A 22,552-nucleotide genomic window follows, 5' to 3' on the forward strand; every position below is an offset into this window, starting at 1 on the left:
TGTATGGGTATGGCGGTTCTGCGCACCTACGAGGATGTTTTGGCGTTCGATGGTGGGCCTACGGAGGCCGAGCAACAGTTGATAGATGCCTGCAAAGCGGGGGAACAGTGCACCCTGGGCCCGGATCGTCCCGACACGCCCGACAGTGCCCGCACCATCCGTGCGGACATCTTGCGGTATCTGATTGTAGGTGGATGTGAGAAATGTCAGGTGGGCGAACGAGGCGTGCACCTCGTCGGTGGTTACATAATCGGTTCACTCGACACCAGCTTTGCGGCAGCTCATGGGGCAACGATGCTTGAGAAGTGCTTCTTTGCCTCCCGTTTTGACAGCGTTCAAACCCAATTCCAATTGTTCAATCTCAGCGGCAGCCACTTGAATGGTTTGTTTGCCCAAGGCGCCAAGATCGAAGGCTCAGTCTTTCTCCGGGACACCTCTAACTCAGATACCATTCGTCTAAACAGTTCCACGATTGGCGGGCAGCTTGCCTGCGAAGGCGCGGAACTTACTGCTACGAAGGACGTAGCACTCACATTTCATTCAGCTGAGATTGGCGGCACCACCACACTCCAAAACGTCCAGGCCACCGGTACTGTTGATCTACGCGGCGCAACCATTGGCGGAACGCTCGTTTGCGTTGGCGCATTTGTAAAGTCGCAAAGCGCTTACTCAGTGATCGCGTCTGACGCACAAATAGACGGTGGAGTAATTCTGCATCCCAGATCACAAGAGGACAAAGGCGTAGTTCAGACGCCATTTCGTAGTACTGGAGAGATCCAGCTAAATGGTGCGACCATCGGCGGTCTTTATGCGCAACAAACAACACTTGTTGCAACATCAACGGGTCAATCGCTGTCCCTGGGCGGCGCGACTGTGAATGGCTCGGTACGGCTTGATGGATGCAGTACAACCGGCGAAATCCTTCTGGCGGGGTCTCGAATCTCGGGCCGGTTGACCTGCGAACGGCTCAAACTCCGAAACGACAACGGCCACGCCTTCAACGGGCAAGCCATGCGGGTTGAACACTCTTTTGTCTGGAAAAAGGTCGAACATCACTCAGGTGCCGTCAGCCTTAACGGCGCGCATGTCACAGAACTGGACGATCACCCAGACAACTGGCCAAACAGCGACAGACTGTTTCTAGACGGGTTTACCTACGATCGGATCAAGGGCACGGTTTCCACCTCACCCGCGCGCATGGATTGGTTAAAGAGCGGTAGCTACTTCGGCGACGAGTTTCGCCCGCAGCCCTACTCCCAATATGCCAAGTTCCTGCGCGACACTGGCCATGACGAAGATGCGCGGCACGTCCTTTACACGCGTGAACGCAAGCGCCGCGCCAGCACGCGCGCGCAACTCAATGCATCCGGTCACAGCTTTGCCGGACCGCTAAACCTCTGGGCCGGTTTCTGGGACATCTTGTTGCGCCTAGTGGTTGGCTACGGTCACCACCCGTTCCGCAGTGTTGCCGCGCTGGCGATGCTCATTTGCTGCACCGTTATCCCAGCTCACTATGCATGGGAGGAAGGCAGCTTTGCCCCGAACGCTGCGCCTGTCCTCGTCTCAGAACATTGGACCACTCTCGCCAGCACCGAAAGCTAACCCGCCACTGTTTGGTCGGGCGACAAACTGCCCAAGGACACCAACCTTACGTTGCCCGAATGGAAAGCCGTTGCGCCGGGTCGCGATTGGGAGACCTTCAACCGATATGCTTACGGTTTCGATGTGGTCATCCCAATCATCGATTTCGGTCAGACTGACGCATGGGCACCCTCCACCAATCGCGGACTTTGGGGCTGGCATCTGTGGTGGGGACGCTGGGTGCTGAGCGTGATGGGCTGGATCGTCACCGCCCTCGGCGCCGCCGCCATCACCGGAATCATCCGCCGCGAATAAAGGCACCCGTTGCGCCCTTCTCCACCTCTGCGCGCGGTGGCGCTGCATAGGGGGTGTACGCATGGTGCACGGCTGGTGTACGGGTGGTGACGGCCTGTTTTGGCTCGAAAATTTTCTTCTGTTCCGGCAAGAAAGACCCTCATGACGCACACCAAAATCGCCGTAATCGGCGGCTCAGGCATCTATGATATCGACGGGCTTGAAGGCGCTGAATGGGTACAGGTCGATACGCCGTGGGGGGCACCATCGGACCAGATCCTGACCGGCACGTTGGACGGTGTCGACATGGCATTTCTACCGCGTCATGGGCGGGGTCATGTGCATTCGCCAACCACCGTACCCTACTGCGCCAATATCGATGCGCTCAAGCGGCTGGGTGTGACGGACGTGATCTCGGTCTCGGCATGCGGGTCGTTCCGCGAAGAGATGGCGCCAGGCGATTTTGTCATTGTAGATCAATTTATTGACCGGACCTTTGCCCGCGAGAAGTCCTTCTTCGGTACGGGCTGCGTAGCCCATGTCTCGGTTGCCCACCCAACATGCCCGCGTCTGTCGGATGCCTGCGAAAGAGCCGCGAAAGACGCTGGCATCAATGTGCACCGTGATGGAACCTATCTGGCGATGGAAGGGCCGCAATTCTCCACTCTGGCCGAGTCAAAAATGTACCGGGAAAGCTGGGGTGCGGATGTGATTGGCATGACCAATATGCCCGAGGCAAAACTCGCCCGCGAGGCCGAGCTATGCTACGGCTCTGTCGCGATGATCACCGACTATGACAGCTGGCATCCCGACCATGGCGAAGTCGATGTTACCAAAATCATTCAAACACTTATGGGAAATGCGGACAAAGGTCGCGCATTGGTCAAGCGCCTCCCGACCCTGCTGGGTGCAGACCGTGCACCCTGCCCCCATGGCTGTGACCGCGCACTGGAACACGCTATCCTCACCGCCCCGGAAGCCCGCGATCCCGCAATGATCGCCAAACTGGACGCAGTTGCGGGTCGAGTGCTCTGAACGCTTGGAGTCAACGCGTCAGGGCAGACCAGTTCACCGGGTACACCGTGTTTGAAAGCGCATAGTACAGGTCGATCACAAAGACCGCCAACGCGACGAACCCCAACACCTGCACACGTCGATGCCAGGTGAACAGGCTGGCATAGTCGCGAAAGGCGGGCGTCCGGCCGTCCGTGCGCTGATCTTCGATCATTGGACCTATTTTGCGCGTCAATCGGTAACGCCCGATCTGATAAAGTAGGATGATGACGGCAACGCCCAACGAATAGGCTGTGGGCGTGCCGCCGGCAAACACCATCTGCCAGACGGATACGCCCTCCTCGAACAGAACCGCTCCCTCTCCAAGACCAAGCTCCGCTTGTCTTTTCAGAACCGCGGTCTGTATGTCGCCCACCGTGCTCAGCACGTAAACCTTAGCCAGAAGCAGCGTGAAGTAGGCAAGGCAGAACGCGACATTGAGAAATTGCTCGATCCCGGTAAACGCGCGCTTTAGCGCCATCCATTTACTGCGCACCTTTTGCAAATCAGCACACCGCACACGGTTCCGGTCAAATTCAATCGAGCAGTAATAGTGAAACCGCGCGTCCTCGAATGACGCATCTTCGAGCCGGACGCCTGAAAAGAACGATGTTTTGTGGAACACTGCTCGCGAAAAGTCTGCACGTTCGAAATCGGCACTCGCATATGCGTGGCATCCGTAGAGCTTTGCCGCGCCAAACACGGCGCCTCCGGCCATTGTAGATGGCGGAAAATATACACCGTTGAGCTTTACGTCGCTGAAATTACACTCTTCCAGATCAACTATGGGCGGTTCTGTATTTTGATATGGCGAATAGTGCAGCCCTTCGAAGGATGCACCTTTGAAATATGCTTCACCTGCGGCCATGCGGCTCTGAACTTCCGCAAAGCTCTCTGGTGCAACATAGTTGTCCGGACGCTGCATGCGAATGGCCTTGCGATGGACCAGGATCGCTCGGCGGGCTTCGTACCGCTCACTTGGATCGACATCTTCCGATATCGCCCGTTCATGCAGATGCTGCCACACATCAGGATTCGAAATCACCTCTCGCCAGTCGGACAGAAATGCAGCAAGCTCTGCGTCGGTCGGCATGTGCCCGAACTGCTTTGCAAAGGCCTCGCGTTGGGCATTGTCAGCAGGTGACCCATCCCCTTTTTCATCGCGCTGCTGATTCATACGCGCCCTCGCCCCTCAGCATCTGTTGCGGCATGAGGGTACCACAAATGACAGATATCGTACGGTGGGGTCTTTTCCCCGTTCCAAAGTTAGTGTTCTGTCACAACGGACAGCGACAACCGGAGCCTCTTGATGCCTTTTGATGTCTGGCTGACATTCGTTGTCGCCTCTACCGCACTGCTGGTCATTCCCGGCCCCACGCTTATGATGGTATTGAGCTACGCGATGACCCAGGGACGGCGGGTTGCCATCGCCTCGGCCCTCGGGGTCGCGACCGGGGACCTGATTGCCATGACGCTTTCTGTCATCGGGCTGGGCGCGCTGTTCCTGACTTCAGCATTGGCGTTTACCGTGCTGAAATGGGTAGGCGCCGTATACCTTGTCTATCTTGGCATACGCATGTTGCTTAGTGCGCGCGGGCCGATCCAAACCACACTAATGAACAAACCCGAAGGCCAAAGTGCGCGGCGCGTGTTTCGCGATCTGACCACTGTTACAGCGCTGAACCCGAAGTCGAACACGTTCTTCGTGGCCTTCATGCCGCAGTTCATAGACCCGGGCGTCGCATTTGCCCCGCAGGCCACACTCCTGATTACAACTTTTGTCATGATCGCAGGTATCAATGCGCTGATCTTTGCGCTGGCGGCGAATGCCATGCGTACCCGCATCACGCGCCCCATTGTCCAGATGTGGCTGACCCGCGCAGGCGGCGCCACGCTTGTGGGCATGGGCCTGCTGACAGCCACCCTTCGGAGAGCCACATGAAGACCATTCGAGATTACATTCGCACCATCGTCGACTTCCCCCATGAAGGGATCATGTTTCGCGATGTGACCACACTTTTTGCTGATCCGCGCGGGTTCCGTATTGCCGTTGACCAGATGCTTCATCCCTATGCGGGGCTCGAAATCGACAAGGTCGTAGGACTTGAGGCGCGCGGTTTCATCCTTGGTGGGGCAATCGCGCACCAGCTTTCTGTGGGCTTTGTACCAATCCGTAAGAAAGGAAAGCTGCCCGGGGCTACCATTTCCCAAGCCTACACTCTGGAATATGGCGAAGCGATTGTCGAAGTGCATGACGACGCAATCAAGGCAGGCGAGAAAATCCTGCTCGTCGATGACTTGTTGGCGACGGGCGGCACGGCCGAAGCCGGGATCAAGCTGGTGGAACGTCTCGGGGGTGAGATCGTGTCCTGCGCCTTTGTCATTGATCTACCGGATCTGGGCGGGCGCGCGCGGCTCAAGGCAATGGGCATGGACGTGCACGCACTGTGCGCCTTTGACGGCGACTAGCGTCGCGAAATCGGGTATCTATGGCCGAGGCTATTGAAAGCACCCACATCCCGTATGTCTGCGTAAGCCGGACGGGCCACGCTGATCGGACCACATGCCGAAACAGGAAACGCGCCACGAAACCGCACTCGGCGGCGGCAAAGCAACGGCGCTGCGGCCGCAGGCGCGCATTTGCTCCTGACGGGGCGTCGCGCCTTTATACCCGACAGTGTTGTGGCGGACATCGCAGCACGGGGAGACAGTGCTCATGCCATCCTAAACGACGTAACCGATACTTATGCGGTGACAGCTCTGTACACGGAAATTCTGACAGAACATTGTTGGCTTGATATCGCCTTTATCAACTCAGGCTACCGCAAGGGTCGCGCGTCCATCGCTCAACACTTACACCCGCGTTTTCGACATCAATGTCCGCGGGGTGTTGGCTTGCCGACATCACCAGATTGCCGCGGCGCGCACGCAAGGTGCGGGCGCCATCGTGGTCACCCCCTAGATCAGCGGTCTGCGTAAGCCCCATCCGGGATTTAGGCACTACTCCGTATCCGAGGTCGCCGTGATCTCGATGACCCGTAGCGCCGCGATAGACACAGAGTGCGCCTCAACCTGGTCTCAGCCGGGCGCGTGGTGCGCGACATGGCAATGGAAACGGGGCTCGACCTCGATGCGGTTGCCGCAACCCTACCCCTGCCTCACATGGGTACGCCCAACGGGGTCGTCGATGCGGTGCTCTGGCGGACCTTTGACGCGACCGCCTATGTGGTGGGACATGTGCTATGTGTCGATGGGGGCTTCATGGCGTCCTGACGGCCATGGCGCCAACATCAGATCCGGATCATCCGGGAGGGTCGACTCTTAGCGCATCCACGATCCGCCGGGCCCAGATGTCATAGACCTGCACACCGGGGTGAAACCCATCAGCCGCCATCAGCTCTGGCTCCACCGGCAGGTCAAAAGGCATATGTTTCACCCCGTCTTGGTCGACGCATATACCAGACAGCATGGCGTCAAACCGTGCCGCACGCGCGGCCAGCACATCACGCAAGGGGCGCGGCAAAAGTGGAAAGGCTCCGAGCGGCGGCACACCGGACGCATAGATCCGCCCCACGCCGTGCCGGGCGCGCAATTGCTTCAGAAGCTTCGTGTAGTTGGCTTGCCAGCGGGTTGGATGCATCCCGTTTTTGGTATCGTTCACCCCCAGCGCAATCACCGCCACGTCAAATACGTGCGCGGACTTTGCACTGAGCAGTCGTAGCATGCCAGATGTGGTCAAGCCGGACCGTGCCCACAGCGTCCACTGCACGGCGTAGTCGGCGTGCAAATGCGCGACCAGACGACCAACCAACGCCTCCTCTTGATGGGGAACACCCACACCCGCTGCCGAACTGTCACCCAGTATGAGTATCCGCAACGGCGGACCGGCCCCAGCCTGCCCGCTCCGCGGTCCGTCCGCCTCAGGCAAGCGCATGGCCCGCGCCGCAACCCAGATCGCCTGCGGCAACAGGATCGGGGCTAGGGCGTATGTTGACAGACGGGACATCAAGCGCGCAGCTGGGTCGGTGGGCGGGCGCCTTTCGCGGGCGCAGCCCGCGGAACAGAACCGCCTAGCGACGTCATGCCCGCAGCACGGCACCGGGGTTCATGATACCGTGGGGATCCAGTGCATTCTTGATCGCACGCATCGCCGCCAGCTTCGCCGGATCGCCATAGCGTTCAAGGTCTTCAACCTTCAACCGGCCGACGCCGTGTTCGGCGCTCACCGATCCGCCCATCTCGTGCACAAGATCATGGACCGTTCGCTTGATCTCAGCACGCTCCGCCTCGTGATCCGTACGGCTTTTGCCAGGAACCGGAAAGACATTGTAGTGCAGGTTGCCATCCCCAACATGTCCAAAACAGTTGACGCGGAAATCACCAAGTCGGGCAATGCGCCGCCCCCCTTCGGCAATGAAATCCGCAAGTGCGCCCAACGGCACCGAAATATCGTGAGAGCTGATGGATCCGATCCGGCGGTTTGCTTCAGGGATGCTTTCGCGGATTGCCCAGAAGTCTGACGCCTGTTGGGCGCTTTGCGCGATCATACCGTCCCGCACCAGTCCAACCTCTGACGCAGTAACAAAGATCTCTTCCAATGCAGCGGACGGGTTTTGACCACGCGACAAACCCAGTTCGATCAAGACAGACCATTCTGGCGTCTGGGCCCACGGGTTTCGAACGTGGGGCAAGGTTTCCGCCAGAAAGGCAAAGCCCTGCGCATGGATTAATTCAAAAGCGGACACACCTTCGCCGACATGGTCTCGCACCAAGGCAAGTAACGACAGAGCAGCAGACGGAGACACCACCTGCATCAGCGCGGTGCCAGCGGCAAAGGGGCGCGGCAAAAGCTTGAGAGCAGCCGCAGTGATAATCCCAAGCGTCCCTTCCGCCCCGATCAGAAGATGCCTCAGATCATACCCGGTGTTGTCTTTGCGCAAGCGGCTGAGGCCACGATAAATCTCGCCACTGGGCAAAACGGCCTCGACCCCCAGGCACAGATCCCGCGCATTGCCATAACGCAACACCCCCGTGCCGCCTGCGTTCGTGCTGAGATTGCCGCCAATCCGCGCAGACCCTTCGGCGGCAAGCGACAGAGGAAAGAGCCGGTCCACCTTCTCGGCCGCGGACTGTATATCCGCGAGGATGACACCAGCGTCGGCAATGAGCACATTTTCCTCGGGCAAGACGGTGCGAATATCAGTCATCTTCTCAAGGGAAAGGATCAGCGGAACAGGGCCATTCTCGACCACTTGCCCACCAACCAGGCCGGTGCCACCGCCATAGGGAACAACCGGGATCCGCATATCCGAGGCTTTGCGCACCAGGGTTGCGACGTCGTCAGTAGTGCGGGGCAACGCAAGCAGCCCCGCCTGCCCGGAATAGCGGCCGCGTGGCTCTTGCAAATGTGCGGCATCAGCCGCCGCAAAGCGATCCTCCGGCAAGGTGGCGCGCATCGCTTCCACCCGATCCGCTGTCAATGAATTCAACATGCCCGTCCCCTGCCAGTGCATATGTTTGGTGCCAGAAACCTGTAGCGACGACAACGGGAAAGCCCCGCTTACTCACCACCCTCTCGCAACCATTCGGGCCGCAGGACCATGATCGTGGGGCGGCGGGGTAAACGCTCCAGCGACACACCAAGGGAAGGTCCCCCAACTTCGACCACCTGGAATTCGTCACTCATGCCGGTAAGAAATGCATCCAGTGTGAAGTCTCCAAACCAATGCATCGGGATCACGATCGAGGATTTCAGCCGGGACACGATGCGCATCATCGTGGGCAAATCCACGGTCATACCGCCATCGACCGCCGCCATCACAACATCCAGCCGCCCAATGGCAGCGTATTGTTCTGCACTGGGTTCATGATGCAGATGACCAAGGTGCCCAATGCACAGGCCTGCCACTTCGAAGATAAAGATGGAGTTGCCGTTTTCTTCGACACCGGACCATTGCGAGCGGATGTCGGTCGAGACATTGCGGACAAGCACCTCCCCCAGATCGACATGGTGATCAATGCCTTGACCGAACTCCTCGCTCCAACCCTGTAAAACATGCGGAATAGCCGGGTCCGGAAATGCAGTCCAATGCGTCTCGTGTGCGTGGTTCATCGTGACGACATCGGGGATCATCGGAGAGCTTCCGACAAAGCCTGTGAAGTCGGTCACCATGTTCAGCCCACCCGCCGTTCGGATCAGGAAGGACGCGTGCGCGATGTAGTGAATCCGCACCGTCTCAGGAGCCACTTCGACGTTGTAACTGGCCTTTTGTATGTAAGTGGCGCCGTCAATCTGATCAGCCAAGGCAATGCAATGGCTGGGCGTTCGCACATCTTGTGAAACGGCTATCGCGGGCGCGATCACAAAAGCGAGGGCAAAAAATATGAAGCGCATGTACATCAGCTTAGTGTTGTACAGATTTTTTGCAAAAACCTTCGCAAGAAATCGTATGAGGCTTTTATCCCGCGTCAGTGCGGCCACGACGATCCATACGCAAAGCAGCATAGAGCACATGCGTCCGCCAGCGCCCGTCGATCTGAAGATAGCTTTGCGCCACCCCCTCGTACTTGAACCCACAGGTTTCCAACAATCCGCGCGACGCTACGTTTTCGGGCAAGCACGCTGCCTCGATCCGACTGAGATCCAGGCGCGTGAACGCATGGTGCACGACGGCAAGGATCGCCTCGCGCATGTAACCTTGGCGCGCATGCGCAGCCCCGGTCCAGTAGCCGAGAGTTCCAGCCTGTGCAGGGCCCCGTCGAATATTGTCCAGCGTGATTGCGCCAAGCAGCGTGTCATCGCTACGCCGATAAAGAAACAATGGCATCGCGGTTCCGCTGGTCACCGACCGCTGTGCCCAATAGACCCTATTGGTAAAGGCCTTGCGTGTCAGGTGATCCCCTGCCCAGCTTGGTTCCCAAGGGGTCAGGTGCGTCGCACTTGTAGCACGAAGCGTGGCCCAGTCCCGAAAGTCGGAATGCGTGGGCGGGCGCAGCGTCATGCGCTCCGTCTCGATCCGCAATTTCCGCTTGTTCAGGATCATCAGGCGGCGCGCTGCTCCTGCAGGGCAAAGCGTGTCGGTGCAGCGTCAATCGGACCATAAAGCGCAAGCGCCATTGGGGCTTGTGTTGCCATATGCTCCGCGAATGCGCGGACATCCTCCACCGTAACGCTGTCGATTAATGCAACGGTTTCGGTTAGCGCAGGCACCCGATCCCAGATCTGCACCAGTCGCGCCAGCCGTTCTGCCCGGTTCGACGGGCTTTCGAGGCCCATCAGTAAACCGGCCTTCATCTGGGCACGTGCCCGATCGACTTCGGCGACTGTCATGTCATCAGCCGCACGCTTGATTTCGTCCACAGTGATGGTGGCCAGGTCGGCAACCTGTTCTGCTGACGTACCGGCGTACACCGTCGTCATGCCGGTGTCTGCATATGCCCCTGCTTGCGCGAAGATGGTATAGCAAAGACCTCGGTTCTCGCGCACCTCTTGGAAAAGCCGGCTGGACATTCCGCCGCCCAAAGCGCTGGCGTAGATTTGTGCAGTATAGATCGCATCATCGCGATAGCCGGGCGATTCAAACGCCATCGCGAAATGCGCCTGTTCCAGCGCCTTGCTGCGCCGTTCTTCGCCGCCGGCAAAAGTGGCAAAGTCGGCAACGCGCTTTAGCCGTGGGCTGAGATGACCGAACAGCTCCTCGGCCAATCGCACAATGGCGTCGTGATCCACCGCACCGGCCGCCGACAAGATCATCTGTTCCGGGCCATAATGCTCGTCAACGAAACGGGATAGATCAGCGCGCCCGAAGGACGATACCCGTTCGGACGGGCCAAGGATGGTACGGCCCAACGGCTGTTCGGGATAGGCCTGTTCCTGCAGCCAATCAAAGATCACGTCGTCGGGCGTATCCAGTGCCTGCCCGATCTCTTGCAGTATCACACCGCGCTCGACCTCGATCTCGCTCTGATCAAAGACCGGGTTCAGCAGAATATCCGCCAGAACATCCAGTGCCAGCGGCACATCGTTTTCCAGAACGCGGGCATAGTAAGCAGTCACCTCGCGGCTGGTATAGGCGTTGATGTAGCCGCCCACATCCTCGATCGCCTCGGCGATCTGCAACGCGCTACGCCGCTTGGTTCCCTTGAACGCCATGTGTTCGAGGAAATGGGCAATGCCGTTCTGTTCGGGAGTTTCATGGCGGGCGCCTGCGCCCACCCAGATGCCGATAGAGGCCGAAGCCAGCCCCGGCATGTGTTCAGTGACGATGCGAAAGCCGTTGCTCAGGCGATGGGTCTGCGTGGTCAAATTCGTCTCGCTATTATGTTGTTACTGCGCGCGGTGCGTCATTATGTGGGCCTTGAGCGCCTCAAGATCATTCGGCACGCGTGTCAGCCGTTCCGGGCGTTCATACAGGTCTGCCATCCTGGGTGGAAGGGGGGGCATGATTCCTGTCGCTGCCTCAACCGCCGCGGGGAATTTGGCTGGGTGTGCGGTGGCGAGCGTGATCATGGGCGTACCCACCTGCCGCTCGATGTCAGCGACATGTACGCCAACTGCGCTGTGCGGGCACAACAGCTCGCCGCTTGCTTTAAGCGAGGTGGCGATCTGGGCACTCGTTTCATCCTCGGACACCCGGCCCGACGCGTAGTGTTCCTGCAGCACCTGCATTGCACCTTGGCTGATGTCAAAGCCACCCGCCTTCAGCTCATCCATCAACTGCGACACAGCCGCCCCGTCGCGGTCATAGGCATCGAACAGCGCGCGTTCGAAATTCGAGCTGACCTGAATGTCCATGGACGGGCTGATCGACGGGATGGTTTCGCCCTTGTGATAGCCCTGCCCGCTCAGACACCGGTGCAGGATGTCGTTCTGGTTTGTTGCAACGACCAGACGCTCAATGGGCAGTCCCATACGCTTGGCGATATAGCCCGCAAAGATGTCGCCGAAGTTGCCGGTGGGAACTGTGAAGCTGACTTTGCGATGCGGTGTACCAAGGGCCACAGCGGATGAGAAATAGTATACGACCTGCGCCAGCACGCGCGCCCAGTTGATGGAGTTTACGCCGGCAAGGCCAACACCATCCCGGAACTCGAAATCGTTGAACATGTCTTTCAGCCGCGCCTGGCAGTCATCAAAGTCGCCGTCCAGCGCAAGCGCGTGCACATTGCTTTCCGTCGGCGTCGTCATTTGGCGGCGCTGCACTTCAGACACGCGACCATGTGGGTAAAGAATGAACACATCGACGTTGTCGAGGCCACGGAATGCTTCGATAGCGGCGGAGCCAGTGTCACCGCTTGTCGCCCCGACGATTGTCACCCTCTGTCCGCGACGTTTCAGCGCCGTCTGGAACAGCTGACCAATCAGCTGCATGGCAAAATCCTTGAACGCCAAGGTTGGCCCGTGGAACAGTTCAAGCAGGAAATGCCCCTGATCCAGTTGCACCATTGGCGCACGCGCTGCATGGTCAAAACCTGCATAGGCGCGATCAATGCAGGACCGAAACTCGTCATCGGTGAAGGTGTCACCCACAAACGGGCGCATGACGGTGTAGGCGATCTCTTCGTAAGGATGCCCCTCCATCTCGTTAATTTTTGCCGCATCCAAGGTCGGAATCGCCTCGGGAACGTACAGACCACCATCACGGGCAAGACCGGTCAGCATCGTGTCTTCGAAGGTCAGCACCGGGGCCTGTCCACGGGTGGAGATATAGCGCATGGGTTCGTCTTTCTCAGCGCGGGCTGCGGTTGGTGCGCAGCACGAAGTAGGCGGTCATCAGCACCCAGATCGCCGCAAGCGAAAACCAGGTGATTGCGTATTGCAGGTGATCGTTCGGAATGCCAGCGGTGTCTACAGGCCAAGGCGTCACGCCAAGGTCTGTTTCCGGCGCGTCGCGCAGAACTACCATGATGGGCTGTGTATTCAGCACCTCGGCCATTGCAGGCACATCACGGGCAAACCAGAGCTTTGCTTCAATGTCGGGCGCCGGTGTGAACTTGTCGGCTTCGTTCGGTGCATCAAGGTTGCCAATAAGCGTAAGGCGCATCTGTGGCGCGCCTCGCACGTCGAGCTCGTCCATCTGCCAGCCAGTATCAACAAGCACCGGGCCAAAGCCCTCAACGTCAAACGGGCGAATAATGCGGTGTACGGCGCCCGTCGTTCTACGGGAGGCGAGCATACGGATATGTTCTGAGCCGAATGCACCTGTCACTTCAACAGGTGCATACCGTTGAAAGGAGGGTTCCAGAGCCTCTTTAAGTGGAACGGGCTGCGCAGAAATCTGCGCCTCGATCCGCGCAAGCAAGTCTTGCTTCCACGACAACCTCTGAACTTGCCAGGTGCCAAGACTGATCAGGATTCCCGCCCCCATCAACCCGAATGTCATCAGAAAGAGTAAGCGACGCATGCGTCCGTTTGCCCTGCCCTAAAGTGAAAAGCGCGCGGAGACCGCGCGCTTTGATCATTCTTGCGTAAGACGCGGTCTAGTGGTCAAGGCCCGGCATTGTACCCACGCCCCAGATGTAAACGGCGAAGAACAGGAAGAGCCAGACAACATCCACGAAGTGCCAGTACCAAGCTGCCGCCTCGAACCCGATGTGTTTCTCAGCGGAGAAGTGGCCCTTCATCGCGCGCAACAGGCACACGAACAGGAAGATCGTTCCGATGATCACATGCGCGCCGTGAAAACCGGTGGCCATGAAGAAGTTCGAGAAGAACTTGTCGCCGCCGAATTCCCAACCTTGATACAGCAGGTAGGAATATTCGTAGGCTTGCAGCGCGGTGAACGCCACACCGAGTACAACAGAGATGGCCAGACCGTTGATCACAGCCTTGCGTGCGCCGCCATGCACCAGCGCGTGGTGCGCCCATGTCACGGCACATCCCGACAACAACAGGATCAGCGTATTGATCAGCGGCAGGTGGAACGCGTCCACGTGGTAAATCTCGGGCTGTACATATTCCGTGCCGACATATTCGCTCATAGGGTACATGGCGTTCTTGAAGAACGACCAGAACCACGCAGCAAAGAACATCACTTCGGACATGATGAACAGGATGAAGCCATAGCGCAGGCCGATACGAACCACGGGCGTATGATCCCCGACCTTACTTTCTGCAACCACATCAGTCCACCAGCCGAACATGGTGTAAAGGACCGCGACGAAGCCGATCAGGAACAGCCAGGGGCCGCTCAGTTCGATCGACTTGAAAAAGATGGTCATGCCGCCGGACATCCAGGCGACAGCGCCAAACAGCATGGTGAAACCGGCCAAGGCACCCAGCAGGGGCCAGGTCGATGGCGCAAGAATGTGGTAGTCGTGGTTTTTTGCGTGGGCCATTGTCCGTCCCTCAGTTCAGGTTTGTATCGTTCTCTTGCTCAAGGGTGGCAAAGCCTTCGGGCAGGTCGATTTGGTAAAAAGTGTAGCTCAGCGTGATGGTGTGCACGTATTTTGCATCGCGATCAGTAACGATCTCGGGGTCGACATAGAACGTGACCGGCATCATCACGCGTTCACCCGGTTGCAGCACCTGCTCTTCAAAGCAGAAGCAGTCGATCTTGGAGAAAAAGCCACCCGCCTCATACGGCGCCACATTGTAGCTGGCCGAGCCTGCGATGGGTTTGTCCGTCGGGTTATAGGCTTCGTAGAAGGCAAGCCCTGTCTCGCCGATGCGCAACTCCATCTCGCGGACTTCCGGTTTGAACTGCCACGGCATGGATCGCTCAAGCGACGCGTCAAAGCGTACCTTGATCGTTTGCTCCAGAATGTCGTCGCTGGCGACTTCGGATATGCCCGGCGTGCCACCGAAACCTGTGACGCGACAGAACCAGTCGTAGAATGGGACGGAGGCCCAAGCGAGGCCGCCCATGAACATGACCAGACCCAATGTCTGAAAAACCGTCTTTTGTGGCCCAGAGAGGTGGCGCATTACTGTGTCTCCTCGTTCCTGGGCAGCTCGAACGCGCCGCCCGTAATTTTTACAAATGTCAAAGCCAGTACCAAAACAACGAACGCCGCCAGCATCAGGCCTACGCCTACATTGCGTCCTTTGCGACGTTGGTGGATCTCATGCTCAGCCTTGATGCTCATGCCCAGATTCCCCAGACCGCTGGCAGCATCGCTTCGACCAAGATCGCGCCAAAGTGCAGGAACAGATACAGCAGCGACAGTTTGAAGAACGATTTTTCTACAGCATAGCCATCGGCCTCGGCCTGCCCCTCATCCCGGCGCCAGATATCGAAAGCCCCCTTGAGGAACAGTACATTCAGAACCACAGCCACGGTCAGATAGACTGGACCACCAATGGCCGTAAATGCAGTGCCAACCGCAAGCGCGACCAACAGTACCGTATAGATCAAAATATGCAGACGGGTTGCCTTGCGCCCATGCGTGACGGTCAGCATCGGCACGCCTGCGTCGTCGTAGTCTGACTTCATGAACAACGCCAGCGCCCAGAAGTGCGGCGGCGTCCACATGAAGATCAGGGCGAACATCAACCATGCCTCGACCGACATGGAGCCAGTTGCAATGACCCAACCGATGACCGGAGGGAATGCACCAGCAGCGCCACCGATCACGATGTTCTGCGGTGTCGACCGCTTCAACCACATCGAATAGATCACGGCGTAAAAGAAGATGGTGAATGCCAGAAGACCTGCGGCCAGCAGATTGGCGCTGAGCGCCAGCATCACGACCGACATGCCCGACAGGGCCACGCCCAGAACCTTGGCCTCGTCCGGTGTGACTTTGCCCGCAGGAATGGGGCGCTTGACGGTCCGCTTCATCACGGCGTCGATATCCGCGTCCCACCACATGTTTAGCGCACCCGACGCCCCGGCTCCGATGGCAACAAACAAAATGGATGCAAATGCGATGACAGGGTGCACTGAACTAGGCGCAGCAAGCAAACCGACCAAAGCCGTAAACACCACAAGCGACATAACGCGCGGCTTTAGCAGCGCGAAATAGTCACCAAGGCTTGCTTCGGCCTCGTGGGTCTGATGCTGGTAGCTGACGTCCGTCATATGCGTCTCTGCCTGAAAAATCGTAAGGCGGAGGTGTCCTCCGCCCTACCCGATTAGTTTGATGCGACTTGGAAATCTTGCGGTGTGCCGGCGAATTCTGCCTTCGCACCGGACAACCACTCGGCGTATGCTTCCTCGCTCACCACTTTGACGGTGATTGGCATGTAAGCGTGCGCAATACTGCACAGCTCAGAACACTGACCGAAGTAAATGCCTTCCTTCTCTGCCGTGAACCACAGTTCAGCCAGGCGGCCAGGTACGGCGTCCTGCTTCACACCAAAGGCGGGAATGGTCCAGGCGTGGATCACGTCAGCGCCAGTCACCTGTACAACGATGGTTTTGCCAACCGGCACAACGACAGCGTTGTCAGTTGCCAGCAGGAAGTCTTCGCGGCTGTACCCTGCATCAACAAGCGCCTGCTCAGTATCGGGCGTCAGGGAATTGTCACCACCAGTTGCGGGTGCGCCGATCATGTAGCTGTCAAACGCAAACCCTTCGTCCACGTACTCGTATCCCCAGAACCACTGGTAGCCAGTCGCTTTGATGGTCACGTCTGCTTCGGGGATTTCTTGCTGGTGGAACAGCGTGGGCAGCGAAAACGCACCGATGAACACCAAAACAACGATCGGGATAACTGTCCAAGCAATCTCGACCGAGGTGTTGTGGGTGAAGCTGGCAGGCTCCGGGTTGCGCTTGCGGTTATACCGCACAATCACCCAAGCCATCAGACCGGTCACGAACAGAGTGATCAAGGTGATGATGACAAGGATCATGCCGTCCAGCCACTGCAGGCGACGGGCGATTTCCGTGGCTGCAGGCTGAAAGCCCATCGCACCATCCACGGGGCGGCCAATCACCTCAAGGCCGTCTTGGGCCCAGGCCGGGGCGGCAGCAAGGGCGCTCAGCACACCCGAAATCGAGAAAAGCTTTTTCATCTGGTCGTCCTGATCTTGAGTGATCAATATTTTGGTTCGGAGAAAGGCCGCAGTACACGCTGCGTTCGCCTCCCGTTGTATTGTCGCGACTTACAATCATATCTTGGCTGCAAGATAAAGACATAAGGGGCGCGTCAAACGGACGCTTGCCGTGGCGAAATGCCCCACAGCACACCGGAGTATACCATATGACCGACGCCCCTTTTGCACCGCTGGATCGGGATATTGACCGCACAGTGGCCTTGCAGGTGTTGCGCGACGCCACAGCTGGCGCGGACGACGGCGAATTGTTCCTTGAACGCCGCCGATCAGAGGCACTGGTGTACGATGACGGTCGCCTCAAGACAGCCAGCTATGATGCAGCGCAGGGTTTTGGCCTGCGCGCAGTAAGAGGAGAAGTGGCTGGTTACGCGCATTCCACCGAAATTTCTGAATCCGCGCTGCGCCGCGCGTCAGAGACTGCGCGCCTCGCTGTAGGGGACGGCGGCGGTACACTGGCAGACGCGCCACGATCAACCAACTCGCAACTCTATACTTCGGACGATCCGATCGCCGGGGCCAGCTTTCCGATCAAGCTGGAGACGCTGAAGGAAATCGACGCCTATGTCCGCGATCTTGATTCGCGCGTCGTTCAAGTGTCAGCCTCCCTCGCCGCTTCGATTCAGGAGGTCGAGATTTTGCGTCCCGAGGGTCATTCGGTGCGTGATATCCGCCCGATGACCCGGCTGAACATCTCCGTCATCGTCGAACAGAATGGACGCCGCGAAAGTGGCAGCGCTGGTGGCGGTGGGCGCGTGGGCCTGGATGGCCTGATCGACCGCAGTGATTGGCAGGCCAAGGCACGTGAGGCACTTCGGGTCGCAGTGGTGAACCTTGATGCGGTACCCGCCCCTGCTGGTGTTATGGACGTCGTTCTTGGTCCCGGCTGGCCCGGCATTCTTCTGCACGAAGCGATTGGCCACGGGCTCGAAGGAGACTTCAATCGTAAAGGCAGCTCGGCCTTTGCCGGCTTGATGGGCGAAAGGATTGCTGCGCCCGGTGTAACGGTGCTGGACGATGGCACAATTCCAGACCGACGCGGGTCGATCACCGTGGATGATGAAGGCACACCTTCGGCCAAGAATACACTGATCGAGGATGGCATCCTTGTTGGCTACATGCAGGATCGCCAAAACGCTCGGCTGATGGGCGTGAAAGCAACTGGCAACGGGCGGCGACAAAGCTACGCACACGCACCGATGCCGCGCATGACCAATACGTACATGTTGGGCGGTGACAGCACGCCAGAAGACATCGTGGCCGACCTCAAGGATGGGATTTATGCCGTGGGCTTTGGAGGCGGGCAGGTCGATATCACCAATGGCAAGTTCGTGTTTTCCTGTACCGAGGCCTACCGCGTGGAAAACGGCAAGGTCGGCGCACCGGTCAAGGGGGCAACGCTGATTGGCGACGGAGCCACAGCGCTCAAACAAATCCGAGGAATCGGAAATGACATGGCGCTTGATCCCGGCATGGGCAATTGCGGCAAGGCAGGTCAGTGGGTGCCTGTCGGCGTTGGTCAGCCAACCCTGATGATCGGTGGGCTGACCGTTGGCGGATCTGCGGCCTGAACAGGCACTGATTCCAATTGTTTAAAATGCATGAAGATTTAGCGTTTCTCCGTGGTTTTACACGGGGAGCGCACGCAACGCGCGTTTTTTTGGGCACCGGAACAGAAAAGATTCCTGATCAGAAATTTCGCAACAAAATCAAATAAGAAGCGGGCACATTGATATGAATGTGGCAAGTCTTCATGCGTTGTTAACCTTGCCTATTCTACAACATTCTCAGCAACGGACGGAGCCTCGGATGACTGAAAAGGATACCCATCCTTCTTCCACTCACCCCCCACTCCCACCCACCTCGGAAGATGACCAGTTTGCTCGTCTCCGTCTGTTGCGCTCACGCCGGGTCGGCATTTCTACGTATAAACGCCTGCTGATCGAACACGGCACCGCGCAAAACGCGCTGGCCGCGCTGCCTGAGGTAGCGCGCGCCGCCGGCGTTCAGAATTACCAGATATGCCCAGAAGGCGTAGTGCACGCCGAGCTGAAAGCCGGGCGTGCCACCGGCGCACGACTCGTTCCGCTCGGTGACGCAGACTACCCCGCCCCGTTGGCGGAACTCAGCGACGCGCCGCCGTTTCTGTGGGTACTCGGCAAAACGTCTCTATTGCGCAAACCAATGATTGCACTCGTGGGTGCGCGCAATGCGTCATCGCTGGGTACGCGCATGGCGCGCTCGCTTGCGCGTGATCTTGGAGCGGAAGGTTATATTGTTGTTTCGGGGCTGGCGCGCGGTGTCGATGCCGCCGCACATCTCGCAGCGCTTGAGACGGGTACCGTTGCGGTACAGGCTGGCGGGGTTGATACAATCTATCCCGCGGAAAATACCACTCTGGCCGAAGACATCGCAGCCAAAGGCGCGAGGATCAGTGAACAACCCATGGGCTTGCAACCGATGGCCCGGCATTTTCCTGCGCGCAACCGCATCATCTCGGGTCTGGCCCAAGCCACAATCGTGGTTGAGGCGGCGGCGAAATCCGGTAGCCTGATCACTGCACGCGATGCGCTCGATCTGGGTCGCGATGTCCTTGCGGTCCCGGGCCACCCCATGGATGCCCGTGCATCCGGGTGTAACATGCTGATCCGCGACGGAGCCACCCTGGTACGTGATGCTTCGGATGTGCTTGAGGCACTGGCACCGATCGCGCGCGCCAAAACGCCAGAATTGCCGCTAGAAACTCCATCAAGCGCGCCCAAAGATCGCCGCAACCTTAAGGAAACCGCCGCGCTACACCAACAGATCCTTTCACGTCTGGGTCCCTCGCCCCTGGCCGAAGATCAGTTGATCCGCGATCTCGGTGCGCCCACTGCCGCAGTGGCGCCGGTACTGGTGGAACTAGAGCTTGACGGCAGCATCGACCGTGCCCCGGGCGGTCTTCTGACCCGCGCCAGTTGACCGCACCCCGCTGTGCCATGTTGACATTCGGGCCTTGCGCCCCACATGTTGCGCCGCCATAGAGCAGCAAATTATCCCGTTTGAGGTCACCCCAGTACATGCCTGTCGTCGTTGTAGAATCCCCTGCCAAAGCCAAGACGATCAACAAGTATCTGGGCGACAACTATACCGTTCTTGCCAGTTACGGGCACGTGCGCGATCTGCCGCCCAAAGACGGATCAGTCGACCCGGACAATGAATTCGAAATGCTGTGGGAAGTGGCAAGCGACAGCAAAAAGCACATGAAAGCTATCGCGGACGCACTGAAAGATGACAACGCCCTGATCCTCGCGACAGACCCCGACCGCGAAGGCGAAGCAATCAGTTGGCACCTGCAAGAGGCGCTGACCAAGCGCAAGTCGATCAAGAAGGACACGGACGTTAAACGCGTCACGTTCAACGCCATCACAAAGACCGCCGTGACCGAAGCGATGCAGAATGCGCGTCAGGTCGATATGCCACTGGTAGAAGCGTATCTGGCGCGCCGCGCGCTCGACTATCTGGTCGGCTTCAACCTGTCGCCGGTTCTGTGGCGCAAGCTGCCCGGTGCCAAATCCGCTGGGCGCGTTCAATCTGTTTGCCTGCGCCTCATCACCGAACGCGAGATGGAAATCGAAGCATTTCGTGCCCGCGAATACTGGTCCGTCAAAGCCGTTCTTGCGTCCCCGCGGGGACAGGAATACGAGGCGCGCCTCGTCAACCTGGCAGGCAAGAAGCTTGAGAAATATGATCTGGAGAACCAGACACAGGCGGAAATGGCCCAGCAGGCTATCACCAGCCGCGACCTGAAGATCCAGTCGGTCGAGGCAAAACCCGCCTCCCGCAACCCGTCAGCCCCGTTCATGACGTCGACCCTGCAACAGGAAGCCAGCCGCAAATTCGGCATGGGCGCACGACAGTGTATGTCATCGGCCCAACGGCTGTATGAAGCTGGCTATATTACATACATGCGGACCGATGGCATTGATATGGCACCCGAGGCCGTTCAAAATGCCCGGGATGCAATCAAGGACCGCTATGGCGCCGAATACGTCCCCGGCCAGCCGCGCATGTACAAAAACAAGGCCAAGAACGCTCAGGAAGCCCACGAGTGTATCCGCCCCACGGATATGGCACGCGATGCGGCCAGCCTGAAAATCACAGACGACGATCAGCGCAAGCTCTATGACCTGATCTGGAAACGGACCCTCGCCTGCCAGATGGAAGGCGCGCGGCTGGAACGCACCACGGTCGAGATTGGCAGCGACGACGGCCAGGTCGGTCTGCGTGCCACGGGTCAGGTCGTTCTGTTCGACGGGTTCCTGCGCGTTTACGAGGAAGGCCGCGATGACGTTGTCGTCGATGACGATGACAAACGCCTGCCGCAAGTGAGCGAAGGTGAAGCCGCCGACAAGCGCTCGGTCACACCCGAGCAGCATTTCACCCAGCCTCCGCCCCGCTATACCGAGGCGACGCTGGTCAAGCGGATGGAAGAGTTGGGCATCGGGCGTCCCTCGACCTATGCCAGCATCGTCACGACCATTCAGGACCGCGGCTATGTCCGCAAGGATCGCAACCGCCTGATCCCCGAAGACAAGGGGCGGCTGGTGATCGCCTTCCTCGAAAACTACTTCCGCAAATATGTCGGCTACAACTTCACCGCAGGGCTTGAGGAAGAGCTGGACGACGTCAGCGCGGGTGACCGCAACTACAAGGATGTTCTGGGTCGCTTCTGGCAGGATTTCTCGGCTGCGATTGCGGAGACATCCGAGCTGCGCATCACGGACGTGCTGGAAAAGATCAACGAGGTGCTGGAACCGCATCTGTTCCCGCCATTGGAAGATGGCGGCGATCCACGCCTGTGTCCGAATTGCGGACTTGGCCGTCTTTCGATGCGAACTGCCCGTTCGGGTGGTGCGTTTATCGGCTGTTCGAACTATCCCGAATGCCGTTACACTCGCCCCTTCGGCCCGCCGGATCCAGAAGCCGAAGCCAGTGCCATCCCGCCCGAGGGCAAGCTGCTGGGCGAGGATCACGGCGACGAAATCCGCATATTCAAAGGTCGCTTCGGTCCTTACGTACAACGCGGCGCGGTCACCGAAGAGAACAAAAAACCACCACGCCAGTCGATCCCCAAGGATTGGACCCCCGAGGAACTGGAGCTGGACAGGGCAGTCATGCTGCTGTCCCTGCCCCGCGAACTGGGGCCGCACCCCGAAGATGGGGTCATGGTCTGGGCCAATATCGGACGCTACGGCCCGTATTTGAAACATGCGGAAAGCACGTCTGATCGCGGCGGCACCAATGCAAATCTCGAAAGCATTGATGAAGTGTGGACCGTCGGCATGAACCGTGCCGTCCAATTGTTGGCCGAAAAGGTGGCAAGCCGGGGCGGACGCGGTGCAGCCGCCAAGCCGCTGCACGAATTGGGTGAACACCCGGATGAAGGCGGACCGGTCAACGTGATGAAAGGCAAGTACGGGCCTTACGTCAAATGGGGCAAGGTCAACGCAACGATCCCCAAGGGAACGGAACCCGAAAACGTGACGATGGACATGGCCGTTCAATTGATCGCGGAAAAGGCGCCCAAGAAAAAAACCACGCGCAAAAAGGCTGCTCCGAAAAAGGCAGCCAAGAAAAGCGCCTGAA

Annotated in this window: 22 protein-coding genes; 9 read left to right on the plus strand and 13 right to left on the minus strand. The window is 58.6% G+C overall.

All coding sequences use genetic code 11. The annotated features are described in order from the left end of the window. Positions 1-9 precede the first annotated feature (9 nt). From Q1A75_RS10745 to Q1A75_RS10755, 3 genes are all read left to right on the plus strand, one after another. Positions 10-1,602 carry a hypothetical protein gene (locus Q1A75_RS10745; protein WP_299554188.1) on the plus strand — a complete coding sequence of 531 codons (1,593 nt, stop codon included), beginning with the start codon at positions 10-12 and terminating at the stop codon, positions 1,600-1,602. Between the two features lie 51 nt (positions 1,603-1,653). After that, positions 1,654-1,896: a hypothetical protein gene (locus Q1A75_RS10750; RefSeq protein WP_299554191.1), complete on the plus strand. Its 243-nt coding sequence runs from the start codon at positions 1,654-1,656 to the stop codon at positions 1,894-1,896. Positions 1,897-2,037: 141 nt separating this feature from the next. Continuing rightward, on the plus strand, positions 2,038-2,910 hold the full coding sequence (locus tag Q1A75_RS10755) for an S-methyl-5'-thioadenosine phosphorylase (protein ID WP_299554194.1): 873 nt from the start codon (positions 2,038-2,040) through the stop codon (positions 2,908-2,910). A 10-nt stretch (positions 2,911-2,920) separates the two neighbouring features. On the opposite strand, the gene Q1A75_RS10760 is transcribed toward Q1A75_RS10755, so the two are convergent. Next, complete coding sequence (locus Q1A75_RS10760; RefSeq protein ID WP_299554196.1) at positions 2,921-4,105, minus strand: pentapeptide repeat-containing protein; 1,185 nt, start codon at positions 4,103-4,105, stop codon at positions 2,921-2,923. Between the two features lie 132 nt (positions 4,106-4,237). Here Q1A75_RS10760 and Q1A75_RS10765 point away from each other — a divergent pair, with 132 nt between their 5' ends. From Q1A75_RS10765 to Q1A75_RS10775, 3 genes are all read left to right on the plus strand, one after another. Continuing rightward, positions 4,238-4,870: a LysE family translocator gene (locus Q1A75_RS10765; RefSeq protein ID WP_299554198.1), complete on the plus strand. Its 633-nt coding sequence runs from the start codon at positions 4,238-4,240 to the stop codon at positions 4,868-4,870. Beyond that, positions 4,867-5,397: an adenine phosphoribosyltransferase gene (locus Q1A75_RS10770; RefSeq protein ID WP_299554201.1), complete on the plus strand. Its 531-nt coding sequence runs from the start codon at positions 4,867-4,869 to the stop codon at positions 5,395-5,397. Before Q1A75_RS10765 ends, Q1A75_RS10770 begins: the two co-directional genes overlap by 4 nt. Before the next feature lie 591 nt (positions 5,398-5,988). Further along, complete coding sequence (locus tag Q1A75_RS10775; protein ID WP_299554204.1) at positions 5,989-6,201, plus strand: SDR family oxidoreductase; 213 nt, start codon at positions 5,989-5,991, stop codon at positions 6,199-6,201. A 28-nt stretch (positions 6,202-6,229) separates the two neighbouring features. Here the strand turns inward: Q1A75_RS10775 and Q1A75_RS10780 are convergent, their stop codons facing one another. The 12 genes from Q1A75_RS10780 to coxB all read right to left on the minus strand — a co-directional run bounded on the left by Q1A75_RS10780 (position 6,230) and on the right by coxB (position 16,885). After that, positions 6,230-6,934, minus strand: a complete 705-nt coding sequence (locus Q1A75_RS10780; protein ID WP_299554207.1) for an SGNH/GDSL hydrolase family protein — start codon at positions 6,932-6,934, stop codon at positions 6,230-6,232. Between the two features lie 73 nt (positions 6,935-7,007). Further along, positions 7,008-8,420 carry an FAD-binding oxidoreductase gene (locus Q1A75_RS10785; RefSeq protein WP_299554209.1) on the minus strand — a complete coding sequence of 471 codons (1,413 nt, stop codon included), beginning with the start codon at positions 8,418-8,420 and terminating at the stop codon, positions 7,008-7,010. Between the two features lie 68 nt (positions 8,421-8,488). Continuing rightward, entirely contained in the window at positions 8,489-9,328 is an 840-nt protein-coding gene (locus tag Q1A75_RS10790; RefSeq protein ID WP_299554212.1) for an MBL fold metallo-hydrolase, read from the minus strand. Positions 9,329-9,386: 58 nt separating this feature from the next. After that, positions 9,387-9,971, minus strand: a complete 585-nt coding sequence (locus tag Q1A75_RS10795) for a GNAT family protein (protein ID WP_299554215.1) — start codon at positions 9,969-9,971, stop codon at positions 9,387-9,389. Beyond that, on the minus strand, positions 9,971-11,233 hold the full coding sequence (locus Q1A75_RS10800; RefSeq protein WP_299554218.1) for a pitrilysin family protein: 1,263 nt from the start codon (positions 11,231-11,233) through the stop codon (positions 9,971-9,973). Before Q1A75_RS10800 ends, Q1A75_RS10795 begins: the two co-directional genes overlap by 1 nt. Positions 11,234-11,254: 21 nt before the next feature. Continuing rightward, on the minus strand, positions 11,255-12,643 hold the full coding sequence (gene thrC / locus Q1A75_RS10805) for a threonine synthase (RefSeq protein ID WP_299554221.1): 1,389 nt from the start codon (positions 12,641-12,643) through the stop codon (positions 11,255-11,257). A 13-nt stretch (positions 12,644-12,656) separates the two neighbouring features. After that, positions 12,657-13,331 (minus strand): SURF1 family protein, encoded by a 675-nt coding sequence (locus tag Q1A75_RS10810; RefSeq protein ID WP_299554224.1) that lies wholly within the window; start codon positions 13,329-13,331, stop codon positions 12,657-12,659. 76 nt (positions 13,332-13,407) lie between these two features. After that, complete coding sequence (locus Q1A75_RS10815; protein WP_299554227.1) at positions 13,408-14,265, minus strand: cytochrome c oxidase subunit 3; 858 nt, start codon at positions 14,263-14,265, stop codon at positions 13,408-13,410. A gap of 10 nt (positions 14,266-14,275) precedes the next feature. Then, positions 14,276-14,854, minus strand: coding sequence for a cytochrome c oxidase assembly protein (locus Q1A75_RS10820; protein ID WP_299554229.1), 579 nt, complete (start codon positions 14,852-14,854; stop codon positions 14,276-14,278). Continuing rightward, positions 14,854-15,015 (minus strand): cytochrome C oxidase assembly protein, encoded by a 162-nt coding sequence (locus Q1A75_RS10825; RefSeq protein WP_299554232.1) that lies wholly within the window; start codon positions 15,013-15,015, stop codon positions 14,854-14,856. Before Q1A75_RS10825 ends, Q1A75_RS10820 begins: the two co-directional genes overlap by 1 nt. Further along, the gene (gene cyoE, locus Q1A75_RS10830; protein WP_299554235.1) at positions 15,012-15,950 is read right to left on the minus strand and encodes a heme o synthase; all 939 of its coding nucleotides are present in this window, start codon (positions 15,948-15,950) and stop codon (positions 15,012-15,014) included. The genes Q1A75_RS10825 and cyoE overlap by 4 nt, the downstream gene beginning before the upstream one ends. 53 nt (positions 15,951-16,003) lie before the next feature. Beyond that, positions 16,004-16,885 carry a cytochrome c oxidase subunit II gene (gene coxB / locus Q1A75_RS10835; protein ID WP_299554238.1) on the minus strand — a complete coding sequence of 294 codons (882 nt, stop codon included), beginning with the start codon at positions 16,883-16,885 and terminating at the stop codon, positions 16,004-16,006. Positions 16,886-17,073: 188 nt separating this feature from the next. Between coxB and tldD the strand changes: the two genes are divergently transcribed. From tldD to topA, 3 genes are all read left to right on the plus strand, one after another. Continuing rightward, positions 17,074-18,495, plus strand: coding sequence for a metalloprotease TldD (tldD, locus tag Q1A75_RS10840; RefSeq protein WP_299554241.1), 1,422 nt, complete (start codon positions 17,074-17,076; stop codon positions 18,493-18,495). A 238-nt stretch (positions 18,496-18,733) separates the two neighbouring features. Then, on the plus strand, positions 18,734-19,885 hold the full coding sequence (gene dprA / locus Q1A75_RS10845) for a DNA-processing protein DprA (RefSeq protein ID WP_299554244.1): 1,152 nt from the start codon (positions 18,734-18,736) through the stop codon (positions 19,883-19,885). 98 nt (positions 19,886-19,983) lie between these two features. Beyond that, the gene (gene topA / locus Q1A75_RS10850) at positions 19,984-22,551 is read left to right on the plus strand and encodes a type I DNA topoisomerase (protein ID WP_299554247.1); all 2,568 of its coding nucleotides are present in this window, start codon (positions 19,984-19,986) and stop codon (positions 22,549-22,551) included. Position 22,552 lies beyond the last annotated feature (1 nt).

Source organism: uncultured Tateyamaria sp., from assembly GCF_947504105.1.
Taxonomy (GTDB): domain Bacteria; phylum Pseudomonadota; class Alphaproteobacteria; order Rhodobacterales; family Rhodobacteraceae; genus Tateyamaria.